This is a genomic window from Pseudomonas sp. D47 (assembly GCF_045447305.1).
GTDB lineage: Bacteria > Pseudomonadota > Gammaproteobacteria > Pseudomonadales > Pseudomonadaceae > Aquipseudomonas.
The window spans coordinates 138,606-158,152 of the sequence record NZ_JBJGXU010000006.1 but is presented as its reverse complement, the minus strand read 5'-3'; the positions used below and the strand labels follow the sequence as shown (position 1 = coordinate 158,152).

Genomic DNA, 19,547 nt, shown 5'->3' with positions numbered 1-19,547 from the left:
TGGCTGTAAGAGCGGAACCCTAAGCAACCGTTACCGCAGCAACGGATATGTACTCAAACCAATTCAAGGCTTGAGCGCTTTCTTCGGATAAATGTCATACCGGCTCGACTTCCCATCCAACGCATGGCTCGGCTTGGGCCCCTCAATGCACGGCGCCTTGCGCGGGCGCTTGACCACCACACGGTGGCTGGCCAACGCCAAGGCAGCAGCGAGCAACGCCGGCGCATCCGGATCATCGCCAACCAGTGGCCGGAACAGCCGCATCTCCTTCTTCACCAACGCAGTTTTCTCACGATGAGGGAACATCGGGTCCAGGTAGATCACCTGCGGCGGCTCACCTTCCCAGTTGAGCATCACCTCGATGGAGTTGCCCTTGAGCAGCTTCATGCGCGCCACAATGGGTGCCACCTCAAAGTCATCCGCACCCCGGGCCAGGCCGTCTTCAAGCAAGGCGCCAATCAACGGCTGACGCTCGATCAGGCTCATCTCACACCCCAGACTGGCCAGCACAAACGCGTCCTTACCCAAACCCGCCGTGGCATCCAGCACCCGTGGACGCACGCCTTGAGCAATACCCACAGCCTTGGCGATCATCTGCCCACTGCCACCACCGTACAAACGCCGGTGCGCCGCGCCACCCTCGACAAAATCCACACGCACCGGCCCCGGCGCATCAGGCCCGAGCTGTTGCAACTGCAGGCCGTGCTCGCCGACTTGCAGGGAAAAATCCGCCTCTTCCAGCTGCAAAGGCAGGCCAAGCTGCGACGCCCAGTGCTCGGCACGCGCCTGGAAACCTTCGGCCAAAGCCTCGACCCGAATGCGGCTGGCCGCTGGTTGTTCGCTCATCAATCGCTACGCTCAAAAATATTAAGGATCGGCAAACAGCGGCCGATAAAAACAACAGTCAGGTATTTTGCCAGAGCTGAGCGTCGACCGAGAAAAATGTCAGACATTCTTCCCCTAACCATCGGTGTACTGCCGACCCACAACCACTACGGCCTGCGCAATACTCAAGCGCTGGCCGGGGTGAGTCATGTGTGGCAGGACTTCTTTGCCCGTGCGTTGGCCGAACAGCTCGGCGATACGCCGGATGCGCTCGCCGCCAAAGCACCGGCGCCGAAGGACCCGGCGGTAGAGCCCAGCGAAGGCGCCGACCTGCTGTCGCAGATCCTCACCCAGCGTGAATGCGACGTGAAAGACACCGAAATCGCCCCGCCGGAGCCGTTGTTCCTGCCAATCGCCGAATTTGAAACCGAATTACTGCCGCCGCCCGCCACGCCATTCCCAGATGAAGAAATTGTCGCCCAACAGCGCCAGCAGAACTTCGACAGTGGCTGGGTACGCCCGATCGTACTGAGCGCCGGTCAACCGCTGCCTAAGCCGGGCCCCGCGCCAGACCCCCAGCCGTTGCACCTGCCGATTGCCGAGTTCGAACTGGACCTGTTGCCACCGCCTGCCACGCCGTACCCGACCGAAGCACTGGTGGCGCAACAGAAAGCGTTGGACTTCGACTACCACTGGGCGCGCCCTCTGATCCTCAACAACCTGCGCCTGGCCGCCTGAGCCTCAGCGACACACCCACCAACGGCCCATGTCCAGATGGAAATGGTTGCGATGGGCGGCGTTGTAGTCCGGGCTCAACACCACATTGAAATCATCGCAGGCACCGTCGCGTACCTGTCGCAAAAAGCGCGCGCTGTCGCCCTCCCCCGGCCAATCCTTAAGCACACTGATGCTGCGCCCATCCGCCAGACGAAAGCCGGCGATGTCCAGGGCATTGGCCGAAGCATGTTGACTGAGCCGCCCGTCTGCGCGGTTATACATGTTGCGACAGGCAAAGCTGCCGAGGTGATCGACCCGCGTCACCGCCTGGCCAAACACCGCCTGGGCCGCCGGTTGCAGGCTATGGCGCTCGAACAGGGCAAACGCCACGGCCAGCGGGCAACTGGCGAGAAAGCTGCTGCTCAAGGCCACGTCGGCGCCCTGCACGCGCAAGACGTTGCGCAATGGGCACGCAGCGTCAGCAGGACTATCTGCCTGATGGCTGACGCGCAAGCCGGAGGTGTTCAGCACGTGGTCGCACAGCGCCGGATCATCCTGCAGCCGGCCGAGCTTGAAGCGCGTCAGCAGGTTCGGGTTGGCGCGCACATCCAGCGGCGCCCAGGGGTTCCACTCAGCAGGCAACGGCACCCAGCCTCGCCACACACCCACTGCGAACACACCCGCCAGCAACAGCAGCGCACCGATCACGTTGAAAAAGCGCACGGCTTAGCCCTTGAAGAATTGGTTGGCCTGACTGAACGGCATCTTGCGCTCGGTGAAGGTAAAGGTGCCCAACTCATACACTTCCTGTGCGGCGCGGTAGAACTCGCCATACGCGGCCAGCGCCATGGCCGAGCCGACACTGATACGGCGCACGCCCAGCTCGCTCAACTGCGCGACGCTGAGGTTCAAGCCACCGGACATCAACACGTTGACCGGTTTGGGCGCGACGGCCTTGACCACTGCCAGTATTTCCTCGGCGCTGCGTAGCGCTGGGGCATACAGCACGTCGGCACCGGCTTCGGCGTAGGCCTGCAAGCGGCGGATGGTGTCAGGCAAATCCAGGCGGCCATGCAGGAGGTTTTCTGCGCGGGCCGTCAGGGTGAAAGGGAATGGCAGACTGCGGGCAGCGGCAACCGCCGCTTCTACGCGCTCAACAGACAAATCAAAAGGGTAGATGGGGTCGACGGCGATACCCGTGGCGTCTTCGATGGAGCCGCCGACGATGCCCGTGGCTGCCGCGCGCAGGATGGTTTGGGCGCAGCCCTCAGGGGTATCACTGAAGCCGTTTTCCAGATCAGCCGCCACCGGCAGCGCGGTCGCCCGAACAATCGCTGAAGCATTGCCCAATGTGTCCTCCAGCGACAACGCACCTTCTGCATCCGGCCGCCCCAGGCTGAACGCATAACCTGCACTGGTGGTGGCCAAGGCTTCAAAGCCGAGGCTGGCAAGCATGATGGCTGAGCCTGCATCCCACGGGTTGGGCATCACGAACGCGCGATCACGCGCGTGCAAGGCTTTGAAGGTTTCGGCGCGAAGGGTTTGGGCATCCATGTCTGACTCCTGGCGGAAAAAGGAGCCTTAGAGTAACCCCAGTTGCTCCGCTGCGGGTTCTCGATGCAAGGTCGGCAGCGGCGGCAGGCCCGGCAAACGCGCCATCAGTTTTTCATGAAAGCGCAGCGCCAGTTGCGCAGCCAGGCGGTTATCCGAGGTGTGCAGGAACACGTAGGGCGTGCGGCCTTCCTCGATCCAGCCGGCGACTTTTTCTACCCACGGCAGCAGAAACGGGTCGTTGGCTTCCAGTTCCGGATGACCGATAAAGCGCACTTGGGGAAACAGCGTCAGCGCGGCCGGGCGCGGCGGCACCTTGGGCTTTTTCGATTGGGCGTGCAGCACGGCGGCTGAGGTTGAGGTGCAACTGAACAGCGCGCGCGGGTCCAGGCAGATTCGCTCGACACCACGGTCACGCAGCAAGCGGTTGAGCATGCGCTCGGCATCGCCCTTGGCGAAGAATTCCGGGTGGCGCACTTCCACGGCCAGCGGGCGCTCCAGGCCATCAATAAAACCTGCCAGCTCACCGAGGCGTTGTGGCGAAAAGCTCGCCGGCAGTTGCAGCCACAGCGGCGTAACACGCTCACCCAATGGGCTCATCAAACCGACAAAACTTTCTGCCGCCGGCAACTGCTCGCGCAAGTCGCCACCGTGGCTGATGTCGCCTGGGAATTTGGCGGTGAAGCGAAAATCCTCAGGCATGATTTCGGCCCAGCGCTGCACGGTGGCGGCCGAGGGTCGGGCATAAAACGTGGTGTTGCCTTCAACGGCGTTGAAGACCTGGGAATACAAGGCGAGGTAATCGCCGGAGCGCGCATCAGCCGGGTACAGGTACTCGCGCCAGGCGTTTTCACTCCAGGACGGGCAACCAATAAAGTAAGGCAGACGCATCAGATATGGATGTCGAGACCCAGCACTTCCATATCCCATTCGACAAAGCCGGCGGTGGTCAGGTAGCTGGCCAGGGCGGTGGCGACGCTTTTGCTCATGGAGCGGGGGAAGACCATGTCTTGCTGACGGGCGGGAAGACCACTGATACGTGCACCGGCGGAACCTTGGGCGCTGGAATGCGTGTTGGCATGCGACTCGGACTGGACTTCGATGAAGTCCGGCGAATCCTCGACGGAATCGTCTACCGTCACGTTAGCCTTACGCGGCTTACGCTTGAGTGGGTAGGACTGTGAGGAAAAGCCGTCTATGCGCATACATGCAGACTCGGTATCAATGATGGCAATTTAGCGGCACTTTCCGTAGTGCGCAAATGCTCTGGTGATAACTAGAACACATAATTTGTAAAAGGTTTAGAAACAGGGGCAAATTCTGACGATTGGAGATTTTTGCCTCAAAATGCCAGCATTTTTGACGTCAAATAATCCCGCGTTCAGCCTTGGTTTGCGCAACTTTATCGCGCAGGTAAACCGGTGCAGCCTGGTCAGCCGGAATCGCTTCGCCGCGTTCAAAAGCGAAGCGCGCCAAGGTCAGTAAATCTTCAGCATGGGGCAACATCGCGGCGTCCTGGCCGACCAGCTTCACACCGATGCGTTCGGCATAACCCCAGCCGGTGCCGGCGCCGAACCAATCACCGCTGGCATCTGCGGGCAATACAGACGCCTGCGGCGGCTGCACCGCTTCCACGCCTACCAGGCGCATCTCGCCGGCGGTCTCGCGGTAGCAACCCCAATACACTTCATCCATACGCGCATCGATAGCCGCTGCGACTTGCGAGGCACCGTGCTCGCGCAGGGCGCGCTGGGCCAGCACTGCCAGGTTGGAAACCGGCAACACCGGGCGTTCCAACGCAAACGCCAGGCCCTGCACCACGCCGATGGCAATACGCACACCGGTAAACGCACCGGGGCCGCGGCCAAAGGCAATGGCGTCGACAGCAGAAAGCGTGGTGCCCGCGTCTTCAAGCAGTTGCTTGATCATCGGCAACAGCTTCTGCGCATGCAGGCGCGGGATCACCTCGTAGTGGCTCGTTACCTTGCCATCGTGCAGCAAGGCAACGGAGCAAGCTTCAGTCGCGGTGTCCAGGGCCAGCAGGGTGCTCATGGGTGCAGGTGTCCAAATCGAAAAAAAGTGCGCCAGTATAAACAACAACGGCCCGCAAGCGGGCCGTTGTGCGTGCAGCTAATCGTTTGATCAGCTCAGCGCTTGCAACACCTTGGCGGTGATGGCTTCTACCGAACCAACGCCTGGGATGTGGCTGTACTTCGGCTTGCCATGGGCAGCGGACAGCTTCTGGTAGAAATCCACCAGTGGCTTGGTCTGCGAATGGTAGACCGACAGGCGATGACGTACGGTTTCTTCGGTGTCGTCTTTACGCTGCACCAGGTCGTCGCCGGTGACATCGTCTTTGCCGGCCACTTTAGGCGGGTTGTAGACGATGTGGTAAACGCGACCCGACGCTTCGTGAACGCGACGGCCAGCGATACGCTGGACGATTTCTTCGTCTTCAACCGCGATTTCAACCACCGCATCCAGCTCTACGCCGGCTTTCACCAGGGCTTCAGCCTGGGGAATGGTGCGTGGGAAACCGTCGAACAGAAAACCGTTCTTGCAGTCGTCCTGGCTGATGCGTTCCTTGACCAGGTTGATGATCAGGTCATCAGAGACCAGACCGCCGCTGTCCATTACGCTTTTTGCGATCAGGCCCAGCTCGGTGCCGGCCTTGACCGCAGCGCGCAGCATGTCACCGGTGGAGATTTGTGGAATGCCGAATTTTTCAGTGATGAACTTTGCCTGAGTACCTTTACCGGCCCCGGGAGCTCCCAGCAGAATGACGCGCATCGATGTGCTCCTCAATTTTTTATAGAGATGACGCTCGGATTCGCCGCGTGGGGCCAATCTCGTAGAAATGTGGGTCTAGCCGATCAAACGGCCAAAGGCTGATCAAGATACACAGCAGGCTCTATCCATACAAGCCGCCGAAAGTCGCAAGAACCCGCGCCGCGCATGCGTCACAGGTCGGGTGTGACTGAGTGCAACCCTACCCCTTGAACGCCGACCGCCCGTTTCAGGGCGGCCGTCATGGTTTATCTGCAAGCCGTTGAGAACACGCAAGAAACCTTAGCCGGTATTGCGCAAACCGGCGGCAATACCGGCCACGGACACCAGCAGCGCCTGTTCCAGAGGGCTGTCCTGCGCCGCCTCTTGCTGACGCGAGCGCGCCAGCAACTCGGCCTGCAGCAAGTGCAAAGGGTCGAGGTAGGTGTTGCGCAAGCGGATGAACTCAAGTGTGTCTGGGCTATGGGCCAACAGTTGCGACTGGCCAGTCAGGCCAAGCACCACGCTGCACGCCTGCGACAATAGGTCGCGTAAGTGCGCGCCCAATGGCAGCAGGTCAGGCTGCACCAGACGCTCGTCATACAGGCGCGCAATATCGGCATCCGCCTTGGCCAGCACCATTTCCAGCATGTCGATGCGGGTGCGGAAGAACGGCCACTGCTCACGCATCTGCCCCAGCAGCTCGCCTTCACCGCGCTCCAGCGCCTTGCTTAATGCCGCTTCCCAGCCGAGCCAGGCGGGCAGCATCAGGCGGGTCTGGGTCCAGCCGAAGATCCACGGGATCGCCCGCAGGCTTTCGATACCGCCAGCGCGGCGCTTGGCCGGGCGGCTGCCCAGGGGCAAGCGACCCAGCTCCTGCTCTGGGGTGGACTGGCGGAAGTACTCGACGAACTGCGGATTTTCCCGCACCACGGCGCGGTAAGCGCTGACACCGTCAGCTGCCAATTCGTCCATCAAATGGCGCCAGGCAGGTTCGGGTGGTGGCGGTGGCAACAGCGTGGCTTCCAGCACTGCGGCCAGGTAGAGGTTGAGGTTCTGCTCGGCGATGTCCGGCAGGCCGAACTTGAAGCGGATCATCTCGCCTTGTTCGGTGGTGCGAAAACGCCCCGCCACCGAGCCCGGTGGCTGCGACAGGATCGCCGCGTGCGCCGGGCCGCCGCCACGGCCGACAGTGCCGCCACGACCGTGGAACAACAGCAATTGCACCTGTTGTTCGCGGCAGATGTCCACCAACCGCTCTTGCGCCCGGTACTGCGCCCAGGCGGCGGCGGTGGTGCCGGCATCCTTGGCCGAGTCCGAGTAACCAATCATCACTTCCTGCGGGCCTTGCAAGCGTGCGCGGTAGCCTGGCAATTGCAGCAGGGTTTCCATGACCGGCCCGGCGTTATCCAGGTCGGCCAGGGTTTCGAACAGCGGCACCACCCGCATCGGCCGTTGCACGCCCGACTCTTTAAGCAGCAGTTGCACGGCCAGCACGTCCGAGGCGGCGCCGGCCATCGAGATGACATACGAGCCAAGCGACGCGGCGGGCGCAGCGGCGATCTCCTTGCAGGTGTTCAACACCTCGGCAGTGTCCGCCGACGGTTTGAAATAACCCGGCAGCAGCGGCCGGCGATTGGCCAACTCCTTGGTCAGGAAGCTGATGCGTGCCTCTTCGTCCCAGTCTTCATAACGACCCAGGCCCAGGTAATCGGTGATTTCGGTCATGGCCGATGAATGCCGGCTGGAATCCTGGCGCACATCCAGGCGCACCAGGAACAGGCCAAAGGTCACGGCACGGCGCAAGCAATCGAGCAGCGGGCCATCGGCGATCACGCCCATGCCGCACTCGTGCAGCGACTGGTAGCACAGCTCCAGCGGGTCGAGCAGGTCGCGGTTGTTCTGCAACACGTCAGCCGGCGCCGGGGTGTTGGCGGTCAACGCTGTGTGCGCCCATTGGCGCGTAGCACGCAGGCGTTCACGCAGTTGCTTGAGCAAGGCGCGATACGGCTCGACGCTGTCGCCGACCTTGGCTTGCAACGCCGGGCTGGCCTGCTGCATCGACAGCTCGGATGCCAGGTGGTCGATATCGCGCAGGTACAAATCCGCCGCCATCCAGCGCGCCAGCAGCAGCACTTCGCGGGTCACCGGCGCGGTCACATTCGGGTTGCCGTCACGGTCGCCACCCATCCACGAGGCAAAGCGAATCGGCGCTGCCTCCAGGGGCAAATGCAGGCCGGTGGCCGCGTGCAAGGCCTGGTCGGCCTTGCGCAGGTAATTGGGGATGGCATGCCACAACGAATGCTCGATCACCGCAAAGCCCCATTTGGCTTCGTCGACCGGCGTCGGGCGCACGCGGCGGATTTCTTCGGTGTGCCAGGCTTCGGCGATCAGCCGTTGCAGGCGTTCACGGATCTGCTCGCGCTCGGCCGTGGTGAGGTCACGGTGATCCTGCAGCGCCAGTTGCGCGGCAATCGCATCGTATTTCTGGATCAGGGTGCGACGCGCCACTTCGGTGGGGTGCGCGGTGAGGACCAGTTCAATCTCCAGCCGCGCCAACTGGCGAGCCAGGGATTCGTTGCTGTGGCCTTCGCGTTGCAGGCGGGCGAGCAACTCCGGCAATACGCGGGCTTCGAAAGGTGCCGGTTGCGACTCATCGCGCCGGTGGATCAACTGGTATTGCTCGGCGATGTTGGCCAGGTTGAGGAACTGGTTGAAGGCCCGCGCCACAGGCAGCAGTTCACTTTCCTGCAACTGGTTCAAGCTGGCGCTGAGTTCCTCGCCGGCGGCTTGCTCGGCTACGGCACCCCGGCGGTCAGCCTTGGCGCCTTTGCGGATCTGCTCGATCTTGTCGAGAAAATCATCGCCGTACTGCTCTCGAATGGTGTTGCCCAACAGCTCACCCAGCAGGTGAACATCCTCACGCAAGCGTGCATCGATATCACTCATCAGCCAATCTCCAGCCAGAAATCCGGGACGCGCAGGGGTTCCAGAGTGCCGCCCGCGCCGGTTTCTGACAAGACACTTTAAACCTTGTGACTTGCAGCTAGTCTCAACTGTGAGTCACCGCGTTATCCACGCAACTGACTGGACACTCATCACCGCCTGCCATCGCGGGCCTACTGAGGTTGCCATGAAAATCCGAGAACTGGCCCAGCATTGGGAAGAGAACGCCAAGGGTCGCTTGACCAAAACCGAGTACGCGATCCATCTGGACGTGGAGTCGGCCGCAAGGCTGGCCGCCATCGCCGAGATGTACCCCAAGCGCCACACCGAAGAACTGCTCGGCGAGCTGATCGGCGCCGCCCTCGAAGAGCTGGAAGCCAGCTTCCCTTACATCAAGGGCCAGCATGTGATCGCCACCGATGAAGAGGGTGACCCGCTGTATGAAGACGTCGGCCCTACGCCACGCTTTCTGACGCTGTCACGCCGCTATCTGCATGATTTGTCGGCCAGTGCTGACGAACAGAAGCACTGATAAACATCCGTAAAAACCAACCTAACCCCTTTATTCCGGGCCTCCTAGAGGCCCGGAATACCTCTACGCGTTGCAAAAGTTCCAACTATTAGGCACTGACCACTCAGTCAGATATTTTTTTAGGCAAATCGCCATCTTCTCTGAACTTTTGAAAAAAGCCTCCGGTCACAGCCAGTAAGCCATCACTTGGAACGGCCGTTTGAAAAGGTAGTTCGAGCTTTACCCGCCCGACCTAAAACCGCTGACCAGTGACATGGATTTTGATGTTTTTCAGGAGTTACCCAATGGAGTTGAAGACGATGAAGACCAGCACTGCCAAATCCTCGTTTAACCACCTGCGCGGGCTGAAATTGGCCGCGCTGGCAATCGGCACCAGCTTCGTTCTGGCGGGCTGCGCCGGTAACCCGCCGACCGAGCAATACGCTGTGACCCAATCTGCGGTGAACAGCGCGGTCAGCGCCGGCGGCACCGAGTTCGCAGCAGTGGAAATGAAGTCGGCTCAGGACAAGCTCAAAGAAGCCGAAATCGCCATGCACGACAAGAACTACGACAAGGCTCGCCAACTGGCTGAACAAGCCGAGTGGGACGCTCGCGTCGCTGAGCGTAAGTCCCAGGCTGCCAAGGCTCAACAGGCAGTGAAGGATTCCCAGAAGGCCGTTGACGAGCTGCGCAAGGAAGGCATGCGCCCTGCTCTTATCCAGCAGAAGTAAGCCACTGCCTCTTGACTGCATCGCACCTGATATCGAATTGAAAGGACGACACGACTATGCGTAAACAATTGATGATCCCTGCTCTGCTGGCGATGAGCGTTGCCCTGGCGGCCTGCTCCACCCCGCCGAACGCGAACCTGGAAAACGCACGGACCAACTTCTCGGCCCTGCAAACCAACCCACAAGCCACCAAGCTTGCGGCGCTGGAAACCAAAGACGCCAGCGAGTGGCTGGACAAGGCTGACAAAGCCTACCGTGACAAGGAAGACGAGAAGAAGGTCGACCAACTGGCCTACCTGACCAACCAGCGCGTTGAAGTGGCTAAAGACACCATCTCCCTGCGTGAATCCGAAGCCAAGCTGAAAAACGCTGGCGACGAACGTGCCCGTGCCCTGCTGGACGCCCGTGACGCGCAGATCAAGCAACTGCAAAACAGCTTGAACGCCAAGCAGACCGAGCGCGGTACTCTGGTGACATTCGGTGATGTGCTGTTCGCCACCAACAAGTCCGACCTGAAATCCAGCGGCCTGGTTAACATCACCAAGCTGGCGCAGTTCCTGCGTGATAACCCGGACCGTAAAGTGATCGTCGAAGGCTACACCGACAGTACCGGTTCCGACTCGTACAACCAGAGCCTGTCCGAGCGTCGTGCAGCTTCGGTACAACGTGCACTGGCGCAACAGGGCGTGGATATCTCGCGCATCGTGACCCAGGGTTACGGCAAGGAATACCCGGTTGCCGACAACGGCAGCGTTTCGGGCCGTGCCATGAACCGCCGCGTTGAAGTGACCATCTCCAACGACAACCAGCCGGTCAAGCCACGGTCTTCCGTTGCTAACTGATTGATTGGCGCTGCATAAAAAAACCCACCTTACGGTGGGTTTTTTTATCTATCAGACTTCTATTTTACGGTTGGTGTCATCGGCAGGCATCCTAGCTTCCATGCCTTGGCGACCCCTCATCATTTTCTCAAGTTGCTCTGGATCCATCTGCTCATCAGCGCCCCCAGAGCCTGAGGAACCGCCGCCCTGGGCACCACCCGCCGCCTTCGCCAGCATGTCCATGAGCAGCTTCATCGCGTCTTGTTTCTGAGCACCTTGCCCACCTTGCCCACCTTGCCCACCTTCCGCACCTTGCGCACCCTCGCTCGCGCCCTTGGCCATCTTCGAGGCGCCCTGAGCCATCTCCAAGAACTTACTTAACGCGCCAATTCCGCCAATCCCATCAATCATGATCACACTCCAGAGTCGTTATACGTAAGTTAACTATCAGCAACACTGACAAACCAATCAGTGGCGTCTTACGCAATACGGTTCCAGATATTTCCGTAATCAGGCGATTTAATAACCAGCGAGCTACTCTTGCAGCTGCGGCGTCTCTTGGCCCATGCAGCGCACCGCCTGCTTCTTGTTGTTCACCAGCACACCGCTCAAGCCTTTCTGTTCGGTATCAAACATCACCAGCACGCCATCGACGCACTGCGCCACTTGCGCAGCCGGGGTCAGGGAGATCTTGTAGTCCTCACCCGGAACGGTCTTGAGCATGGTGAAATCACTGAGCAGCAACGCATCCTCCGGCTTGGCGAAGTGCAGGTAGCCGTAAAACCACAGGCAGCCGACGGTGCCGATGATGGTGCCGATGCCGGTGAGGATCAGTGGGATCATGTTGCGTTCTTGGCTCATTGCGGGCTCTCTGATGAATCAACTGTAGGGTTGGGGTAGTTGGGGATTTCCCCCAGGCGACGCAGACCATTGAAGTGCTGCGGGTCGTCCAGATAACGCAGCATCACGGTTTGCCAGGTCTTGTCGGCAAAGGTCTGCACATGGCCGCCACGGGTCAACTGCAACACCCTGGCCGGCGGCGCGGCCTGGTACAGGCGAATGCCATTGGCCAGCGGCACGATCGGGTCATCCAGGCTATGAAACAGCAGTTTCGGCACGCCGGTCAGTTGAGGCATGGCATTGATCGCACTGTCGCCGTCGGGCACCAGCCAAGACAGGGGCACTTGAAACGGCCATGTTAACCAGGAGGTGCTGAGGGCGAATTGTCCCACGTCACGATAACTGGCGGGCACGCCGTCCAGTACCAGGGCCTTGAGCTTCGGCTGACGCTGCGGATGCGCCGCCAGGTAATGCACCGCCAGTGCGCCACCCAGGCTTTGGCCTAACACTATCAGCGGTTGGCCTTGGGTCTCGGGCGCCGTGTCAATCCAATTGAAGGCCGCATCGATGTCTTGATAGATCGCCGGCAATGACGGTTTGCCTTCCGACAGGCCATAACCGCGATAGTCCAGCAGCAGCACTTGATAGCCCTGTTCCGGCAGCCACCAACTGCCGCCCAGGTGCCAGGCCAGGTTGCCGCCGTTGCCATGCAGGTGCAGCACCGTGCCTTTGACGGGCACGCCGGGTTTGGCCGGCAGCCACCAGGCGTGAAGTTTTACCCCGTCAGCGGTGGTGATCGTCACGTCACGGTATTGCAGGTGGGCTTTTTCCGGTGTGAACGGCAGGCCGGGCTCGGGGTAGAACAGCAATGAGCTGCAGCCGTTCAATGTGAGTAGCAGGCAAAGAATGCCGAGGATTCTCATCCGTTGAAGCCTCGTGAGCAGGTTGGAAAACAGTTCTTGAAACCCACATTTTTGATTCGGTTGTGCCAGTCATATCCTCTACAGGATATTCGAGTAATCCGCCTCGATCCGGTCCAGGCTCAAGTGGTTGAGGAAGTTGGAGAAGCACATCCACGCCGCCAACGCATTCATGTCGCGAAACTGCTCGGGCAGGTATTTGGGCGGCACCACCAGGCCTTCATCCACCAATTGGCGCAGGGTACGCATGTCTTCCAGGGTGGTCTTGCCGCAAAACAGCAGCGGCACTTGTTCCAGCTTGCCTTTGCGCACAGCCAGCTGGATGTAGTTGTAGACCATGATGAAGCCCTTGAGGTAGGACAAATCTTTGGTAAACGGCAGACCGGTTGGTGTTGAGCCACGGAAAACCCGGCTGGCGTTACCGTAGCTTTCGGCCATTTCAAAGCCTTGCTCACGGAAGAACTCGAACACCTGCAAGAAGTCAGCGCCCTCCTCCACCATATGGATGGCGCGGGTGCGGTTGGTCAACTTGCGCAAGCGGCTGGGGTAGGAGGCAAAGGTGATGATCTCCATCAGAATCGCCAGGCCTTCCTGGGTCACGGTCGACGACGGCGGCCCCTTGGACAGGAAGGTGCAGATCGGCTGGTTCTGGCCATTGAGCGTGGTGCCGACGTGCACCAGGCCTTCATGCACTTCCAGCGCGCGCACATCCCGGTCGTTGAACATCGCGTCGGCGCGGATCTTGATGTAGTCGGCGCCCGCCGCCGCATCGGCGACGATACCGTCGGACTCAAATACCCGAATGGTTTCTTCCGCCTCGCCAAACACTTTGTTCAGACGGGTTTGCAGCAACGCCACGGCATCCTTGGCGGTCAGGGTCTTGGCTTCGTCTTTGAGGTCGCCACGGCCGTCGATGTTGTTGAGGTAGTCGGACAGCATTAGGCCGAGGTCAGCCAGGGTCGGGTCGCCGGCGTGAAACGCATCGGAGGCGGCGCCGTAGAGTTCCTGGGAGATCAGGCCGAAGTCCTCGGTGCCTCGCGCCTCAAGCATGCGCACCACCATGCGGTACTCCTTGCACATCCGCCGCATGATCTGCCCGACCGGGTTGAATTGGCCAAGCTGGCGGGTGATGTCGCGCTCGATGTTCTGGAACTCCAGCTTAACCGCGCTGGAGTCGAACGACAGTGGCCGGCTCAGGTAATAATCACGGTCTACGGCGGGCATGGCCTTGCCCTTGGCCTTGAGGAAACCCTGACGAATGTTCTCGTCCCATTTCACGGCGTCGAGGACGCGAATCGGTGTTTGCGCCAGCACAATGCGATCAGACAAGGTGCGTATCGTCTGCTGGTAATCGTCCACCCGGTGCTTCCTCTTTAAACGTTATTTGCCCGCGCGCTGGTAGCGCACGGCTTCAACGAACACGTCGGCATTGGCCGGGTCATCCAGGTAGGCAAACACCTGGTCCATAGGGCTGTCCACCAAAACACCGGCGCCTTCGACGGTGTCCACGGTGCTGCCGTGTAAAAGCTTTTGGCCGATGGCTTGATGGATCTGCTCAACGTCGAGGTTGTAGACCACCAATTCAGGCGTTTTGTCGCTCTCACCTTCAAAGTCAAAGCCTGTGAGGATGAAATGCCCGCCGAGCGTGTCCGGCAACGGCGCCGACAAATACCAACGGCTACCATGGCGCGAGACAGTAAACAGGTACTCATCGCGCTGGCCCGGCTTGGCTTTAGGGTAGCTCACGGCTTTATAACGGTGCTCACCCGCGCGAGTGATCTGCAAGTTGAGCGGCTCTCCCCAGGCATTCTTGCTCGACCAGTGGCCGAGCAAGGCATCCGGCGCTGATTCGCGCGCCGGCAACGGGTCCTTGAAGGTCACCAGGCAACCGCTGAGCAATAGGAACGACAAGGCGATTAGCGCGACACGCCAGGCTTTCATTGCGTACTCCATCAAGTGTGGGAGCTGGCTTGCCAGCGATAGCATCACCTCGGATTACCTGTTGCACCGAGGCGCCTGTATCGCAGGCAAGCCAGCTCCCACATAAAGCGGATCGCACATTGGGCTAGACCGAGGCCAACACCAAATGCATATAACGCTTGAGAATCTCAAGCATCTCTTCACCGGTCAGAGGCTCTGGGCCGCCAAGCAGGCCCTGATATTCCATCCGACTGATAATCGCCGTCAACACTTTGGCATCCTGTTGCGGCTCCCGGGAGCCCAGCACCTGGAAAAACTGCTCGGTGCCCTGCAACAGAATCTGCTGATGGGAACGCACCAGCTCAGCCAGGCGCGGGTTGAGCAAGGCCTCCTGGTGAAAGGCTTGTTCGGCCATCAAGTGTTCGCGGCGGTTGGTCAGTTGGCGCAATACATAGTCGGCGGTCAGCCGTGCGATGTCATCGGCCAATTGCGCGCGCGACTGCGGGCTGCCATCACCATAGGCGACCATCTCGCGCAGCAGGCTTTCGTTGCGCACCCACAGTTTGCCCATGAAGGCGGCGCTGCGTTCGACGTATTGGGCGAAGGTATCGGTAAGCAGGTCATCGATATCCTTGAAGTAGTAAGTGGTGGCCGACAACGGCACGCCGGCCTCTGCCGCCACCGCGCGATGGCGCACACCACGTACGCCATCGCGCACCACGATGCGCATGGCTGCATCAAGAATGTCTTGCCGGCGCTGCTCGCTGCCCCGGCGGCTGGCCTTGCGGCCCTGGTACTGGACGCTTTCAGCCACGGCAGCAGCAATGCCGGCGGCACCTTCTTGAGCCATTACGCGGTTCACGACAGATCTTCCTTTTACACCGATAAATGATCGTTCCCACGCTCTGCGTGGGAATGCCGTCTACTTGTGACGCAGAGCGTCACGGGATGCCTTCCCACGCAGAGCGTGGGAACGATCACCGATTACCTGGCGCCGTTCTCTTGACGGCTGAATACGCCACATAAAAAAGCCGCCTTATAAAAGGCGGCTTCGGGTTTCGCTACGGTTACGCTTGTGGCCGCATGTGCGGGAACAAGATCACGTCGCGGATCGACGGCGAGTTGGTCAAGAGCATCACCAACCGGTCGATGCCGATCCCTTCACCGGCAGTCGGCGGCATGCCGTATTCCAAGGCGCGAACGAAGTCGGCGTCGTAGTGCATGGCTTCGTCGTCGCCGGCGTCCTTGTCGGCCACCTGGGCCATGAAGCGCTCGGCCTGATCTTCCGCGTCGTTAAGCTCGGAGTAAGCGTTGGCGATTTCGCGCCCGCCGATGAACAGCTCGAAACGGTCAGTGACGTTCGGGTTGTCGTCGTTGCGACGGGCCAGCGGCGACACTTCGAACGGGTACTGGGTAATGAAGTGCGGCTGTTCCAGCTTATGCTCCACCAGTTCTTCGAAAATCATCACCTGCAGTTTGCCCAGGCCTTCGAAGCCCAGCACCTTGGCGCCGGCTTTCTTGGCGATGGCGCGGGCCTTGTCGATGTCGGTCAGGTCGTCAGCGGTCAACTCAGGGTTGTACTTGAGGATCGAATCAAACACCGACAGACGCACGAACGGCTCGCCGAAGTGGAACACCTTGTCGCCGTACGGCACGTCGGTGCTGCCCAGAACCAGCTGCGCCAGTTCGCGGAACAGTTCTTCGGTCAGGTCCATGTTGTCTTCGTAGTCGGCGTAAGCCTGGTAGAACTCCAACATGGTGAATTCTGGGTTGTGACGGGTCGAGACGCCTTCGTTACGGAAGTTGCGGTTGATCTCGAAGACCTTTTCGAAGCCGCCAACAACGAGGCGCTTGAGATATAGCTCAGGCGCGATACGCAGGAACATTTCCATGTCCAGCGCGTTGTGGTGGGTTTCGAATGGCTTGGCTGCGGCACCACCGGGGATGGTTTGCAGCATCGGGGTTTCCACTTCCAGGAAGTCACGCTGCATCAGGAAGCTGCGGATGTGCGCGATAACCTGCGAACGCACACGGAAGGTCTGACGCACTTCTTCGTTGACGATCAGGTCAACGTAGCGCTGGCGATAGCGCTGTTCGGTGTCGGTCAGGCCGTGGTGCTTGTCCGGCAGCGGGCGCAGCGACTTGGTCAGCAAGCGTACGGTGGTCATTTCAACATACAGGTCGCCCTTGCCGGAACGCGCCAGGGTGCCTTCGGCTGCAATGATGTCGCCCATGTCCCAGGTTTTCACCGAGGCCAGGGTTTCTTCAGACAGGGTTTTACGGTTGACGTAAACCTGAATGCGACCGGTCATGTCCTGGATCACCATGAACGAGCCACGGTTGAGCATGATGCGACCTGCCACCTTGACCGGGATTGCAGCCTCTGCCAGCTCTTCCTTGGTCTTGTCCGCGTACTGTTTCTGCAAGGCATCGCAGTAGTTGTCACGGCGGAAGTCGTTCGGGAAGGCATTGCCCTTGGCGCGCTCGGCGGCAAGCTTTTCCTTGCGCAGGGCGATCAGGGAGTTTTCTTCCTGTTGCAGGGCTTGCGGGTCGAGTTGTTGGTCGCTCATGTCTTTTGAAATTCCATCACAGGTTCGTTGCCCCAGGCGTAGGCCGGGGATCGCCGGCAAGCCGGCTCTACACAGTCTTTAAAGCCCCGATTTCAGGCTGGCTTCCAGGTATTCGTCGATATCACCGTCGAGCACCTTGTCGCAGTCGCTGCGTTCGATGTTAGTGCGCAGATCCTTGATCCGCGACGCATCGAGCACATACGAACGGATCTGGTGACCCCAGCCGATATCCGACTTGGTGTCTTCCAGCGCCTGGGAAGCGGCATTGCGCTTCTGCATTTCCTGCTCGTACAACTTGGCCCGCAGCATTTTCATGGCGGTGTCCTTGTTCGCGTGCTGGGAACGTTCGTTCTGGCAGCTGACCACGGTGTTGGTCGGTACGTGGGTAATACGTACGGCCGAGTCGGTGGTGTTTACGTGCTGGCCACCGGCACCGGAGGAGCGGTAGGTGTCGATCCGCAGGTCAGCCGGGTTGATCTCGATTTCCACCTTATCGTCGATCTCGGGCGAGACGAACACGGCGCAGAATGAGGTGTGGCGACGGTTGCCGGAGTCGAACGGGCTCTTGCGCACCAGGCGGTGCACGCCGATCTCGGTCCGCAACCAACCAAAGGCGTATTCACCCTTGATGTGCACGGTGGCGCCTTTGATACCGGCGACTTCACCGGCCGACAGCTCCATGATGGTAGCGTCAAAGCCGCGTTTGTCAGCCCAGCGCAGGTACATGCGCAACAGAATGTTGGCCCAGTCCTGGGCTTCGGTACCGCCGGAGCCGGCCTGGATGTCCAGGTAGGCGTTGTTCGGGTCCATTTCGTGGCTGAACATGCGGCGGAATTCAAGCTTGGCGAGGTTTTCCTCGAGACGGGCCAGCTCGGCGACGACATCGCCCACTGCGCCTTCGTCATCTTCTTCGACGGCCATGTCCAGCAGGTCGCGGCAATCGCCCAGACCGGTGTTCAACTCGTCGAGGGTATCGACGATCTGCGCCAGCGCAGCGCGCTCGCGGCCCAGTTCCTGGGCGTATTCAGGTTTGTTCCAGACAGCCGGATCTTCAAGCTCGCGATTGACTTCGGTCAGACGCTCATGCTTTTGATCGTAGTCAAAGATACCCCCGAATAGTTTCGGAGCGCTCGGACAGGTCCTTGATGGTGTTAAGGATCGGGTTGATTTCCATGGCGGGCAGCACTCGTTGGCGAACTTTTGAAAGCAGACGAGTATAACGACAAACCGGGGCTAACGGCAGCCCGCTTGGCGAAAAGGCGGGTATATGCCCGATCTCAAGAACGATTGCGATCAAATGTGGGAGCTGGCTTGCCTGCGATTGCGGTGTATCAGATACGGAGGTGATAACTGACAGGCCGCTATCGCAGGCAAGCCAGCTCCCACAGAGGATCAGCGTCGTTCTGAATCACTCGATACCGACCTGATTGCGCCCATTATGCTTAGCCGTGTACAAGCCCTTATCCGCCGCCATGATCAACAGCCGGCAATCGCTGCTCTGCTGCGGCGTCATCGTCGACAAACCGATGCTGATGGTCAGGCTCGCGCCTTCTGCCGGGGCAATGTGCGGGATTTTCAGCGCCGCCACCGCCATGCGCAGCTTTTCGGCCACCAGCCGCGCACCGCCCGGCGAGGTATTGGGCAACACCAGCGCAAACTCTTCCCCGCCGTAACGCGCCGGTAAATCCGAGGGGCGACTGCTGGCTTCGCGAATGGTCGCCGCGACTTTACGCAGGGCTTCATCGCCCTCGACATGGCCGAAGCTGTCGTTGTAGGTCTTGAAGAAGTCCACATCGATCATCAGCAACGACAGTTGGGTCTGGTCACGCATGGCACGGCGCCATTCCAGCTCCAGGTATTCGTCGAAGTGGCGGCGGTTGGACAACCCGGTAAGGCCGTCGGAGTTCATCAACCGTTGCAGCACCAAGTTGGTGTCCAACAGCTGCTGCTGGCTGACCCGCAGCGCCCGATACGCCGCGTCCCGCTGCAACAGGGTCATGTAGGAGCGCGAGTGATAGCGAATGCGCGCCACCAGCTCGATGTTGTCCGGCAGCTTGACCAAGTAATCATTGGCGCCCGCCGAGAACGCCGCGCTCTTGATCAGCGGGTCCTCCTTGGTCGAAAGCACGATGATCGGGATATTCGCCGTGGCCGGATGGTTGCGGTATTCACGCACCAGCGTCAGGCCGTCGAGCCCGGGCATGACCAAGTCTTGCAGGATCACCGTGGGCTTGATGCGAATCGCCTGGGCAATCGCCTGATGGGGGTCGGCGCAGAAGTGGAAGTCGATGTTTTCTTCATGGGCCAGGCCACGCCGCACGGCTTCACCGATCATGGCTTGGTCGTCGACCAGCAACACCATGGCGGCATTTTCGTCGGTTTTGATGCCGTCGATCTGTAAATCACTCATGTGCAGTCACCTGAATTAC

General features: G+C 60.2%; 21 protein-coding genes. 4 read left to right on the top strand and 17 right to left on the bottom strand.

The annotated features are described in order from the left end of the window. Positions 1-63 precede the first annotated feature (63 nt). Positions 64-846: a class I SAM-dependent methyltransferase gene (locus tag ACI77I_RS07325; RefSeq protein ID WP_406991015.1), complete on the bottom strand. Its 783-nt coding sequence runs from the start codon at positions 844-846 to the stop codon at positions 64-66. Between the two features lie 96 nt (positions 847-942). Between ACI77I_RS07325 and ACI77I_RS07320 the strand changes: the two genes are divergently transcribed. Continuing rightward, on the top strand, positions 943-1,563 hold the full coding sequence (locus ACI77I_RS07320) for an energy transducer TonB (protein WP_242154724.1): 621 nt from the start codon (positions 943-945) through the stop codon (positions 1,561-1,563). A 3-nt stretch (positions 1,564-1,566) separates the two neighbouring features. On the opposite strand, the gene ACI77I_RS07315 is transcribed toward ACI77I_RS07320, so the two are convergent. From ACI77I_RS07315 to ppc, 7 genes are all read right to left on the bottom strand, one after another. After that, on the bottom strand, positions 1,567-2,265 hold the full coding sequence (locus tag ACI77I_RS07315) for an extensin family protein (RefSeq protein WP_242154722.1): 699 nt from the start codon (positions 2,263-2,265) through the stop codon (positions 1,567-1,569). A gap of 3 nt (positions 2,266-2,268) precedes the next feature. Continuing rightward, positions 2,269-3,096 carry an oxaloacetate decarboxylase gene (locus ACI77I_RS07310; RefSeq protein WP_094949995.1) on the bottom strand — a complete coding sequence of 276 codons (828 nt, stop codon included), beginning with the start codon at positions 3,094-3,096 and terminating at the stop codon, positions 2,269-2,271. A 27-nt stretch (positions 3,097-3,123) separates the two neighbouring features. Further along, positions 3,124-3,984, bottom strand: coding sequence for a DUF72 domain-containing protein (locus ACI77I_RS07305; protein ID WP_094949994.1), 861 nt, complete (start codon positions 3,982-3,984; stop codon positions 3,124-3,126). Beyond that, complete coding sequence (locus tag ACI77I_RS07300; protein WP_094949993.1) at positions 3,984-4,298, bottom strand: hypothetical protein; 315 nt, start codon at positions 4,296-4,298, stop codon at positions 3,984-3,986. The genes ACI77I_RS07305 and ACI77I_RS07300 overlap by 1 nt, the downstream gene beginning before the upstream one ends. A 160-nt stretch (positions 4,299-4,458) precedes the next feature. Then, positions 4,459-5,145, bottom strand: a complete 687-nt coding sequence (tsaB, locus tag ACI77I_RS07295; protein WP_094949992.1) for a tRNA (adenosine(37)-N6)-threonylcarbamoyltransferase complex dimerization subunit type 1 TsaB — start codon at positions 5,143-5,145, stop codon at positions 4,459-4,461. Between the two features lie 90 nt (positions 5,146-5,235). After that, a complete protein-coding gene (gene adk, locus ACI77I_RS07290) occupies positions 5,236-5,883 on the bottom strand; it encodes an adenylate kinase (protein ID WP_242154720.1) in 648 nt (215 codons plus the stop codon). 279 nt (positions 5,884-6,162) lie between these two features. Then, a complete protein-coding gene (gene ppc, locus ACI77I_RS07285) occupies positions 6,163-8,808 on the bottom strand; it encodes a phosphoenolpyruvate carboxylase (protein WP_406997225.1) in 2,646 nt (881 codons plus the stop codon). Positions 8,809-8,992: 184 nt separating this feature from the next. Here ppc and ACI77I_RS07280 point away from each other — a divergent pair, with 184 nt between their 5' ends. The 3 genes from ACI77I_RS07280 (at position 8,993) to ACI77I_RS07270 (ending at position 10,889) form a co-directional block, all read left to right on the top strand. Then, positions 8,993-9,337 carry a pilin assembly protein gene (locus ACI77I_RS07280; RefSeq protein WP_094949989.1) on the top strand — a complete coding sequence of 115 codons (345 nt, stop codon included), beginning with the start codon at positions 8,993-8,995 and terminating at the stop codon, positions 9,335-9,337. A gap of 284 nt (positions 9,338-9,621) precedes the next feature. Next, positions 9,622-10,047 (top strand): DUF4398 domain-containing protein, encoded by a 426-nt coding sequence (locus ACI77I_RS07275; protein ID WP_094949988.1) that lies wholly within the window; start codon positions 9,622-9,624, stop codon positions 10,045-10,047. Between the two features lie 56 nt (positions 10,048-10,103). Then, positions 10,104-10,889 carry an OmpA family protein gene (locus ACI77I_RS07270; RefSeq protein WP_094949987.1) on the top strand — a complete coding sequence of 262 codons (786 nt, stop codon included), beginning with the start codon at positions 10,104-10,106 and terminating at the stop codon, positions 10,887-10,889. 51 nt (positions 10,890-10,940) lie between these two features. On the opposite strand, the gene ACI77I_RS07265 is transcribed toward ACI77I_RS07270, so the two are convergent. The 9 genes from ACI77I_RS07265 to ACI77I_RS07225 all read right to left on the bottom strand — a co-directional run bounded on the left by ACI77I_RS07265 (position 10,941) and on the right by ACI77I_RS07225 (position 19,528). Beyond that, the gene (locus ACI77I_RS07265; protein ID WP_406997224.1) at positions 10,941-11,279 is read right to left on the bottom strand and encodes a hypothetical protein; all 339 of its coding nucleotides are present in this window, start codon (positions 11,277-11,279) and stop codon (positions 10,941-10,943) included. A gap of 123 nt (positions 11,280-11,402) precedes the next feature. Next, entirely contained in the window at positions 11,403-11,729 is a 327-nt protein-coding gene (locus ACI77I_RS07260; RefSeq protein WP_094949985.1) for a hypothetical protein, read from the bottom strand. Next, positions 11,726-12,631: an alpha/beta hydrolase gene (locus ACI77I_RS07255; RefSeq protein ID WP_406997223.1), complete on the bottom strand. Its 906-nt coding sequence runs from the start codon at positions 12,629-12,631 to the stop codon at positions 11,726-11,728. Before ACI77I_RS07255 ends, ACI77I_RS07260 begins: the two co-directional genes overlap by 4 nt. A gap of 78 nt (positions 12,632-12,709) precedes the next feature. Beyond that, entirely contained in the window at positions 12,710-13,987 is a 1,278-nt protein-coding gene (locus tag ACI77I_RS07250) for a flavohemoglobin expression-modulating QEGLA motif protein (protein WP_094949983.1), read from the bottom strand. 21 nt (positions 13,988-14,008) lie between these two features. Then, positions 14,009-14,569 (bottom strand): hypothetical protein, encoded by a 561-nt coding sequence (locus ACI77I_RS07245; RefSeq protein WP_094949982.1) that lies wholly within the window; start codon positions 14,567-14,569, stop codon positions 14,009-14,011. A gap of 124 nt (positions 14,570-14,693) precedes the next feature. Beyond that, on the bottom strand, positions 14,694-15,410 hold the full coding sequence (locus tag ACI77I_RS07240) for a TetR/AcrR family transcriptional regulator (RefSeq protein ID WP_242154715.1): 717 nt from the start codon (positions 15,408-15,410) through the stop codon (positions 14,694-14,696). A 205-nt stretch (positions 15,411-15,615) separates the two neighbouring features. Beyond that, entirely contained in the window at positions 15,616-17,118 is a 1,503-nt protein-coding gene (gene lysS / locus ACI77I_RS07235; protein ID WP_094949981.1) for a lysine--tRNA ligase, read from the bottom strand. A gap of 78 nt (positions 17,119-17,196) precedes the next feature. After that, a protein-coding gene (gene prfB / locus ACI77I_RS07230; RefSeq protein ID WP_141240520.1) for a peptide chain release factor 2 occupies positions 17,197-18,292 on the bottom strand; the annotation gives its coding sequence in 2 pieces (ribosomal slippage) (positions 17,197-18,219 and positions 18,221-18,292; 1,095 coding nt in all). A 234-nt stretch (positions 18,293-18,526) separates the two neighbouring features. Then, positions 18,527-19,528, bottom strand: a complete 1,002-nt coding sequence (locus ACI77I_RS07225; RefSeq protein WP_094949980.1) for a diguanylate cyclase — start codon at positions 19,526-19,528, stop codon at positions 18,527-18,529. Between the last annotated feature and the right edge of the window lie 19 nt (positions 19,529-19,547).

Bases quoted from the DNA above. Each gene is read 5' to 3' on its own strand.
- ACI77I_RS07325 (WP_406991015.1), bottom strand. From the start codon at position 846: ATGAGCGAACAACCAGCGGCCAGCCGCATTCGGGTCGAGGCTTTGGCC.
- ACI77I_RS07320 (WP_242154724.1), top strand. From the start codon at position 943: ATGTCAGACATTCTTCCCCTAACCATCGGTGTACTGCCGACCCACAAC.
- ACI77I_RS07310 (WP_094949995.1), bottom strand. From the start codon at position 3,096: ATGGATGCCCAAACCCTTCGCGCCGAAACCTTCAAAGCCTTGCACGCG.
- ACI77I_RS07305 (WP_094949994.1), bottom strand. From the start codon at position 3,984: ATGCGTCTGCCTTACTTTATTGGTTGCCCGTCCTGGAGTGAAAACGCC.
- ACI77I_RS07300 (WP_094949993.1), bottom strand. From the start codon at position 4,298: ATGCGCATAGACGGCTTTTCCTCACAGTCCTACCCACTCAAGCGTAAG.
- tsaB (WP_094949992.1), bottom strand. From the start codon at position 5,145: ATGAGCACCCTGCTGGCCCTGGACACCGCGACTGAAGCTTGCTCCGTT.
- adk (WP_242154720.1), bottom strand. From the start codon at position 5,883: ATGCGCGTCATTCTGCTGGGAGCTCCCGGGGCCGGTAAAGGTACTCAG.
- ppc (WP_406997225.1), bottom strand. From the start codon at position 8,808: ATGAGTGATATCGATGCACGCTTGCGTGAGGATGTTCACCTGCTGGGT.
- ACI77I_RS07280 (WP_094949989.1), top strand. From the start codon at position 8,993: ATGAAAATCCGAGAACTGGCCCAGCATTGGGAAGAGAACGCCAAGGGT.
- ACI77I_RS07275 (WP_094949988.1), top strand. From the start codon at position 9,622: ATGGAGTTGAAGACGATGAAGACCAGCACTGCCAAATCCTCGTTTAAC.
- ACI77I_RS07270 (WP_094949987.1), top strand. From the start codon at position 10,104: ATGCGTAAACAATTGATGATCCCTGCTCTGCTGGCGATGAGCGTTGCC.
- ACI77I_RS07265 (WP_406997224.1), bottom strand. From the start codon at position 11,279: ATGATTGATGGGATTGGCGGAATTGGCGCGTTAAGTAAGTTCTTGGAG.
- ACI77I_RS07260 (WP_094949985.1), bottom strand. From the start codon at position 11,729: ATGAGCCAAGAACGCAACATGATCCCACTGATCCTCACCGGCATCGGC.
- ACI77I_RS07255 (WP_406997223.1), bottom strand. From the start codon at position 12,631: ATGAGAATCCTCGGCATTCTTTGCCTGCTACTCACATTGAACGGCTGC.
- ACI77I_RS07245 (WP_094949982.1), bottom strand. From the start codon at position 14,569: ATGAAAGCCTGGCGTGTCGCGCTAATCGCCTTGTCGTTCCTATTGCTC.
- lysS (WP_094949981.1), bottom strand. From the start codon at position 17,118: ATGAGCGACCAACAACTCGACCCGCAAGCCCTGCAACAGGAAGAAAAC.
- ACI77I_RS07225 (WP_094949980.1), bottom strand. From the start codon at position 19,528: ATGAGTGATTTACAGATCGACGGCATCAAAACCGACGAAAATGCCGCC.